Source organism: Janthinobacterium sp. PSRC1-1 (genome assembly GCF_049897525.1).
Lineage (GTDB): Bacteria > Pseudomonadota > Gammaproteobacteria > Burkholderiales > Burkholderiaceae_D > Janthinobacterium > Janthinobacterium tructae.
On the sequence record NZ_JAFCWK010000004.1, the window covers coordinates 299,864 to 308,934 of the forward strand.

A 9,071-nucleotide genomic window follows, 5' to 3' on the forward strand; every position below is an offset into this window, starting at 1 on the left:
GCAGCAGTTTTTATTCGATTCAAGCCGGAAAGCAGAGCCTTGAGGTTTCGTCTGTGTCACACGCAGCGGTGCAAACGAACACTTGCAAAACCTGAATTTTCTATCCTTTCTGTCACTCACGGAGTGTCCATGCACTACTCATTTACTGAGAAGAAACGCATTCGCAAATCATTCGCGAAGCGCGCCAACGTTCACCACGTTCCGTTCCTGCTGGCGACCCAGCTCGAGTCTTATCATAGCTTCTTGCAAGAGGACATAGCACCGTCCGGCCGCAAGAATGATGGCCTGCAGTCGGCTTTCACTTCGATTTTCCCTATCGTGTCGCACAATGGTTTTGCGCGTCTCGAATTCTTGTCGTACGTTCTGGGCGATCCTGCCTTTGACGTCAAAGAATGTCAACAACGTGGCCTGACGTTCGCGTCGCCGCTGCGCGCGAAAGTGCGTCTGGTGATCCTGGACAAGGAATCGCCAACCAAGCCTGTCGTCAAAGAGATGAAGGAACAGGAAGTCTACATGGGCGAATTGCCGCTCATGACGACCACCGGTTCGTTCGTGATCAACGGCACGGAGCGGGTTATCGTTTCCCAGCTGCACCGTTCGCCTGGCGTGTTCTTCGAGCACGACCGCGGCAAGACTCACTCGTCCGGTAAACTGCTGTTCTCCGCGCGTATCATTCCTTACCGCGGTTCGTGGCTGGACTTCGAGTTCGACCCGAAAGACATCCTGTTCTTCCGCGTCGACCGCCGCCGCAAGATGCCAGTGACGATCCTGCTCAAAGCCATCGGCATGTCGCATGAGCAAATCCTGGCCAATTTCTTTGTCTTCGACAATTTCAACCTGCGCTCCGAAGGCGCGGAAATGGAATTCGTCGCCGAACGTCTGCGCGGCGAAGTGGCGCGCTTTGACATCGTCGACAAGTCGGGCAAGACCCTGGTGCTGAAAGACAAGCGTATCAACGCCAAGCACGTGCGTGATATCGAAGCTGCCGGCATCAAGCACATTTCCGTACCGGAAGATTACCTGCTGGGCCGCGTATTGGCGAAGAACATCGTCGATGGCGACACCGGTGAAGTCGTCGCTTCCGCGAACGATGAGCTGACGGAAGACCTGCTGGGCCGCCTGCGCGATGCCAGCATTTCCGAAATCCAGACCTTGTACACCAACGACCTGGATCAGGGCGCCTACATCTCGCAAACCCTGCGTATCGACGACACCGCCGATCAGATGGCTGCGAAAGTGGCGATCTACCGCATGATGCGTCCAGGCGAACCGCCAACGGAAGACTCCGTTGAAGCGCTGTTCAATGGCCTGTTCTACAACTCGGACCGCTACGACCTGTCGGCCGTGGGCCGCATGAAGTTCAATCGCCGCATTGGCCGCGATGAACTGACCGGCGCCATGACCCTGTCGAACGAAGACGTGCTGGCCGTGATCAAGATCCTGGTGGAACTGCGCAATGGCCGCGGCGAAGTCGATGATATCGATCACCTGGGTAACCGTCGCGTACGTTGCGTGGGCGAACTGGCCGAGAATCAATTCCGCGCCGGCCTGGTGCGTGTTGAGCGCGCCGTCAAGGAACGCCTCGGCCAAGCCGAAGCGGACAACCTGATGCCGCACGACCTGATCAACTCGAAGCCGATTTCGGCTGCGATTCGCGAGTTCTTCGGTTCGTCCCAGCTGTCGCAGTTTATGGACCAAACCAATCCTCTGTCGGAAATTACCCACAAGCGCCGTGTATCGGCTCTGGGACCCGGCGGTCTGACACGCGAACGCGCCGGCTTTGAAGTGCGCGACGTGCATCCGACCCACTACGGCCGCGTCTGCCCGATCGAGACACCGGAAGGTCCGAACATTGGTCTGATCAACTCGCTGGCTCTGTATGCCCGCCTGAATGAATACGGCTTCCTGGAAACCCCGTACCGCAAGGTCGAAGGTTCCAAGATTACCGATCAGATCGACTACCTGTCCGCCATCGAAGAAGGCCGCTACATCATCGCTCAGGCGAATGCGACCATCAGCGATGAAGGCACGCTGTCCGATGAACTGGTCTCGGCCCGTGAAGCTGGCGAAACCATCCTGGTCTCCCCGGAGCGCATCCAGTACATGGACGTGGCGCCAGGCCAGATCGTTTCCGTCGCTGCCTCGCTGATTCCGTTCCTCGAACACGATGATGCAAACCGTGCATTGATGGGCGCCAACATGCAACGCCAGGCTGTGCCTTGCTTGCGTCCTGAAAAAGCGCTGGTCGGTACCGGTATCGAACGCACCGTTGCGGTCGACTCGGGCACCACCGTGCAAGCCTTGCGTGGCGGTATCGTCGATTACATCGATGCGGGCCGTGTCGTGATTCGCGTCAACGATGACGAAGCCACCGCTGGTGAAGTGGGCGTCGACATCTACAACCTGATCAAGTACACCCGTTCGAACCAGAACACCAACATCAACCAGCGTCCTATCGTGCAAGTGGGCGACCGTGTTGCCAAGCGCGACGTGATCGCCGATGGCGCATCGACCGACCTGGGTGAGTTGGCACTGGGCCAGAACATGACCGTGGCGTTCATGCCATGGAATGGTCTGAACTTCGAAGATTCGATCCTGATCTCGGAAAACGTCGTCAAGGACGACCGCTACACCTCGATTCACATCGAAGAGTTGTCGGTCGTTGCCCGTGACACGAAACTGGGCGCGGAAGAAATTACGCGCGACATCTCGAACCTGGCTGAAAATCAGCTGGCACGTCTGGATGAGTCCGGTATCGTCTACATCGGCGCTGAAGTCCAGGCCGGCGACACCCTGGTCGGTAAAGTGACGCCGAAAGGCGAAACCCAGCTGACCCCGGAAGAGAAGCTGCTGCGCGCGATTTTCGGCGAAAAAGCCTCGGACGTAAAAGATACGTCGCTGCGCGTGCCTTCGGGCATGATCGGTACCGTGATCGACGTGCAAGTCTTCACGCGTGAAGGCATCGTGCGCGACAAGCGCGCTCAGCAAATTATCGATGACGAACTGAAACGCTTCCGTCTGGATCTGAACGATCAGATGCGTATCGTGGAAGGCGATGCCTTCCAGCGTCTGGAAAAAATGCTGATCGGCAAAGTTGTCAACGGCGGCCCTAAAAAGCTGGCCAAAGGCGCCAAGATCACCAAGGAATACCTGGCCGATCTGGACAAATACCACTGGTTCGACATCCGCCCTGCGGACGACGATGCAGCGGTAGCGCTCGAAGCGATCAAGGAATCGATCAACGAGAAGCGTCACCAGTTCGATCTGGCCTTCGAAGAGAAGCGCAAGAAACTGACGCAAGGCGATGAGCTGCAACCAGGCGTGCAAAAAATGGTCAAGGTGTACCTGGCCGTGAAACGCCGCCTGCAGTCGGGCGACAAGATGGCAGGTCGCCACGGTAACAAGGGTGTGGTTTCCCGTATTGTTCCTGTGGAAGACATGCCATACATGGCCGACGGCACGCCAGCCGACGTTGTGCTGAACCCGCTGGGTGTTCCTTCACGGATGAACGTCGGTCAGATTCTCGAGACTCACTTGGGCTGGGCTGCCAAGGGTCTGGGTATCCGCATCGGCGAAATGCTGAAGGCGCAAACCAAGGTCGAGCAAATGCGCAAGTACTTGACGACGATCTACAACGACAATGGCCGCGCGGAAGATCTGGACAAGTTTGATGATGAAGAGATCATGAAACTGGCCGAGAATCTGAAAAAAGGTGTGCCATTCGCCACGCCAGTGTTTGACGGCGCGAACGAAGAAGAGATCCGCCGCATGCTGGACCTGGCGTATCCGGACGACATCGCCAAGAACCTGGGCATGACCCCGTCGAAGAACCAGGTGACCATGTATGACGGTCGCACCGGTGAAGCGTTCGAGCGCAAGGTCACTGTCGGCGTCATGCACATGCTGAAACTGCATCACTTGGTTGATGACAAGATGCATGCGCGTTCGACCGGTCCTTACTCGCTGGTGACGCAACAGCCGCTGGGTGGTAAAGCCCAGTTCGGTGGTCAGCGTTTCGGTGAGATGGAAGTCTGGGCACTGGAAGCGTATGGCGCGTCGTATGTCTTGCAAGAGATGTTGACCGTCAAGTCCGATGACGTGAATGGACGTACCAAAGTGTACGAGAACCTGGTCAAGGGCGACCACGTGATCGACGCCGGCATGCCGGAATCGTTCAACGTGCTGGTCAAGGAAATCCGTTCGCTGGGTATCGATATCGACCTCGAACGCAACTAAAAGACAGGCTTATTGACTCAATAAGCGTCATTTGGTTTGGGAAACACAAAGCCCGGCTGGGAAACCACGCCGGGCAATGTAGTCTCAGGAATATAGAAATTTAATCACCTCTGGAGTGATACATGAAAGCACTGCTCGATCTATTCAAGCAAGTACAGACCAACGAGACCTTCGATGCAATCAAGATCGGTCTCGCTTCGCCTGAGAAAATCCGTTCGTGGTCCTACGGCGAAGTCAAAAAGCCGGAAACCATCAACTACCGTACCTTCAAGCCTGAGCGCGATGGCCTGTTCTGCGCCAAGATCTTTGGCCCGATCAAGGATTACGAATGCCTGTGCGGCAAGTACAAGCGCCTGAAACACCGCGGCGTGATCTGCGAAAAGTGCGGCGTCGAAGTCACGCTGGCCAAGGTGCGCCGCGAGCGCATGGGCCACATCGAGCTGGCCTCGCCGACCGCGCACATCTGGTTCCTGAAATCGCTGCCGTCGCGCCTGGGCATGGTCCTGGACATGACCCTGCGGGACATCGAACGCGTGCTGTACTTTGAAGCATACGTCGTGACCGATCCAGGCATGACCCCGCTGAAGAAGTGCCAGATCATGTCGGAAGACGACTACGCCGCCAAGTACGAAGAGTACGGCGACGACTTCACCGCCTTCATGGGCGCCGAAGGTATCCGTGAACTGCTGCGCTCGATCGACATCCACCGCGATGCCGAAACCCTGCGCGTGGAACTGAAGGAATCGAAATCCGAAGCCAAGATCAAGAAATACGCCAAGCGCCTGAAAGTGCTGGAAGCGTTCCAACGTTCGGGCATCAAGCCTGACTGGATGATCATGGAAGTGCTGCCGGTGCTGCCGCCGGAACTGCGTCCGCTGGTACCGCTGGATGGTGGCCGCTTCGCGACCTCGGATCTGAACGATCTGTATCGCCGCGTCATCAACCGTAACAACCGTCTGAAACGCCTGATGGAGCTGCGCGCTCCAGAGATCATCACGCGCAACGAAAAGCGCATGCTGCAAGAAGCGGTCGATTCGCTGCTGGACAACGGCCGTCGCGGCAAAGCGATGACCGGCGCCAACAAGCGTCCGCTGAAATCCTTGGCCGAGATGATCAAGGGCAAGGGCGGCCGTTTCCGTCAAAACTTGCTGGGCAAACGCGTCGATTACTCCGGTCGTTCGGTCATCGTCGTGGGCCCGCAATTGAAACTGCATCAGTGCGGCTTGCCGAAACTGATGGCGCTGGAACTGTTCAAGCCATTCATTTTCAATAAACTGGAACTGATGGGTCTGGCGACCACGATCAAGGCGGCGAAAAAGCTGGTCGAGATCCAAGAGCCGGTCGTGTGGGACATCCTGGAAGACGTGATTCGCGAACATCCGATCATGTTGAACCGCGCACCAACCTTGCACCGCTTGGGTATCCAGGCTTTCGAGCCAGTCCTGATTGAAGGCAAGGCCATCCAGTTGCACCCACTCGTCTGCGCCGCATTCAACGCCGACTTTGACGGTGACCAAATGGCGGTCCACGTTCCTCTGTCGATCGAAGCGCAGATGGAAGCACGCACCCTGATGCTGGCATCGAACAACATCCTGTTCCCATCGAACGGCGAACCGTCGATCGTGCCGTCGCAGGATATCGTGCTGGGTCTGTACTACGCGACGCGTGAAGCGATCAATGCGAAGAACGAAGGGATGATGTTCCCTGACGTCTCGGAAGTGATCCGCGCCTACGACAACAAGGAAGTCGAACTGACGACCCGCGTGACCGTGCGTATTACCGAATACCCGAAAAACGCCGAAACGGGCGAATTCGAGAAAACGATTACCCGCTACGAAACGACGATCGGCCGTGCGATCCTGTCGGAAATTCTGCCTAAAGGCTTGCCGTTCTCCGTCCTGAACCGCGCGCTGAAAAAGAAAGAAATTTCCAAGCTGATCAACACGTCGTTCCGCAAGTGCGGCCTGCGCGCCACCGTGGTGTTCGCAGACAAACTGATGCAATCGGGTTTCCGCCTGGCGACACGCGCCGGTATCTCGATCTGCGTCGACGACATGCTGGTACCGCCGCAAAAAGTCACCCTGATCGCGGCGGCCGAATCGGAAGTCAAGCAGATCGAACAGCAATACGCCTCGGGTCTCGTGACCGCCGGCGAGCGTTACAACAAGGTAGTCGATATCTGGGGCAAAACCTCGGATGAAGTCGGCAAGGCCATGATGGACCAGCTCAAAGTCGAAGACGTGATCCGCCGCGACGGCACCAAGTCGACGCAAGAATCGTTCAACGCCATTTACATGATGGCCGACTCCGGCGCGCGCGGTTCCGCAGCCCAGATTCGTCAGTTGGCCGGTATGCGTGGTCTGATGGCCAAACCGGATGGCTCGATTATCGAGACGCCGATTACCGCGAACTTCCGCGAAGGTCTGAACGTGTTGCAGTACTTCATTTCGACCCACGGTGCGCGTAAAGGTCTGGCCGATACGGCGCTGAAAACGGCGAACTCCGGTTACCTGACACGTCGTCTGGTTGACGTGACGCAAGACTTGGTGGTGATCGAGGACGATTGCGGCACCATGAACGGCGCGCTGATGAAGGCGCTGGTCGAAGGTGGTGAAGTCATCGAAGCGCTGCGCGACCGTATCCTCGGCCGCGTTACCGTGCACGATGTCGTCCATCCTGAAACCCAGGAAACGCTGTACGAAGCCGGTTCGCTGCTGGACGAAGACATGGTCGAAGAGATCGAGCGTCTGTCCATCGATGAAGTCAAGGTCCGTACGCCACTGACTTGCGACACGCGCTTCGGCCTGTGCGCCAAGTGCTATGGCCGCGACCTGGGCCGCGGCATGCTGGTCAACGCCGGCGAAGCCGTCGGTGTGGTGGCAGCGCAGTCGATTGGTGAGCCGGGTACCCAGCTGACCATGCGTACGTTCCACATTGGTGGTGCGGCATCGCGTGCGGCAGTGGCATCGTCGGTGGAAGCGAAGTCGAACGGTACCATCCGCTTCACGGCAACCATGCGTTACGTGACGAACGGCAAGGGCGCGCAAATCGTCATTTCCCGTTCCGGCGAAGTGCTGATCACCGACGACCATGGCCGTGAGCGTGAGCGTCATAAAGTGCCGTACGGCGCGACCCTGATCGTCAAGGACGGCATGGTCATCAAGGCCGGTACGGCCCTGGCAACGTGGGATCCGCTGACCCGTCCGATCATTACCGAATACGCCGGTCAAGTGCGTTTCGAGAACGTCGAAGAAGGCGTCACCGTCGCCCGTCAGGTCGACGAAGTGACCGGTCTGTCCACCCTGGTGGCGATCGATGCGAAACGTCGCGGTTCGTTGACGAAAACGTTGCGTCCGCAAGTCAAGCTGATCAACGAAGCGAACGAAGAAGTCAAGATCGCCGGCACCGAACACTCGGTGGCGATCGGCTTCCAGGTCGGCGCGCTGATCATGGTCAAGGACGGTCAACAGGTATCGGTCGGTGAAGTGCTGGCACGTATTCCTACCGAATCGCAAAAAACGCGCGATATTACCGGTGGTCTGCCACGCGTTGCGGAACTGTTCGAAGCGCGCTCGCCGAAAGATGCCGGTATGCTGGCGGAAGTCACGGGTACGGTTGCGTTCGGTAAAGAAACCAAGGGCAAGCAGCGTCTGGAAATCACGGACATGGACGGCAACAAGCATGAGTTCTTGATCACCAAGGACAAACAAGTGCTGGTGCATGACGGCCAAGTCGTGAACAAGGGCGAGATGATCGTGGACGGCCCGGCCGATCCGCAAGACATCCTGCGCCTGCTGGGTATCGAAGCGCTGGCACGTTACATCGTCGACGAAGTGCAAGACGTGTACCGTCTGCAAGGCGTGAAGATCAATGACAAGCACATCGAAGTGATCGTGCGTCAGATGCTGCGCCGCGTACAGATCGTCAATGCCGGCGACACCAACTACATCGTTGGCGAGCAGGTTGAGCGTTCGGAACTGCTGGATCAGAACGACCTGATGGAAGCCGGAAACAAAATTCCTGCGACCTACGAAAACGTTCTGCTGGGTATTACCAAGGCTTCGTTGTCGACCGATTCGTTCATCTCGGCCGCATCGTTCCAGGAAACCACCCGCGTGCTGACCGAAGCGGCGATCATGGGCAAGCGCGATGGTCTGCGCGGCCTGAAAGAGAACGTCATCGTCGGCCGTCTGATTCCTGGCGGTACGGGCCTGGCCTTCCACCGCGCACGCAAAGAAAAAGAAGCGTGGGAAGTGGAAGAGCGTCAAGCACTGCTGCTGGCCGAGAAAGCCTCGATGGCCGGCGAAGCTGCCGAAGCGTTGCAGGATATCGAAAGCCAGCAACACCACGGCGACGAAGCGTAATCTACGCTGTCAGCTGACAAGAACGGCACCTTCGGGTGCCGTTTTTTTGTCCGTACGGCGCATTTCCAGCGCACACGCAAGCAGAAGGCAGCGTGGGAAGTGGAGGAGTCTCAAGTCCCGCTGCCGGTCGATAAGGCCACCCTGGCCAGTGAAGCCACCGAAGATTTGCTGGCTTATCGAAAGCCAGCAACACCACGGCGACGAAGCGTAATCTACGCTGTCAGCTGACAAGAACGGCACCTTCGGGTGCCGTTTTTTTGTCCGTACGGCGCATGTCCAGCGCACACGCAAGCAGAAGGCAGCGTGGGAAGTGGAGGAGTCTCAAGCCCCGCTGCCGGTCGATAAGGCCACCCTGGCCAGTGAAGCCACCGAAGATTTGCTGGCTTATCGAAAGCCAGCAACACCACGGCGACGAAGCGTAATCTACGCTGTCAGCTGACAAGAACGGCACCTTCGGGTGCCGTTTTTTTT

Annotated in this window: 2 protein-coding genes; both read left to right on the plus strand. The window is 57.6% G+C overall.

Annotated elements, in window-relative coordinates:
• The first annotated feature begins 129 nt into the window (after nt 1-129).
• Complete coding sequence (rpoB, locus tag ACP7DW_RS10705) at nt 130-4,236, plus strand: DNA-directed RNA polymerase subunit beta (protein ID WP_071079795.1); 4,107 nt, start codon at nt 130-132, stop codon at nt 4,234-4,236.
• Between the two features lie 122 nt (nt 4,237-4,358).
• On the plus strand, nt 4,359-8,600 hold the full coding sequence (rpoC, locus tag ACP7DW_RS10710; protein ID WP_426055001.1) for a DNA-directed RNA polymerase subunit beta': 4,242 nt from the start codon (nt 4,359-4,361) through the stop codon (nt 8,598-8,600).
• The last annotated feature ends 471 nt before the right edge of the window (nt 8,601-9,071 follow it).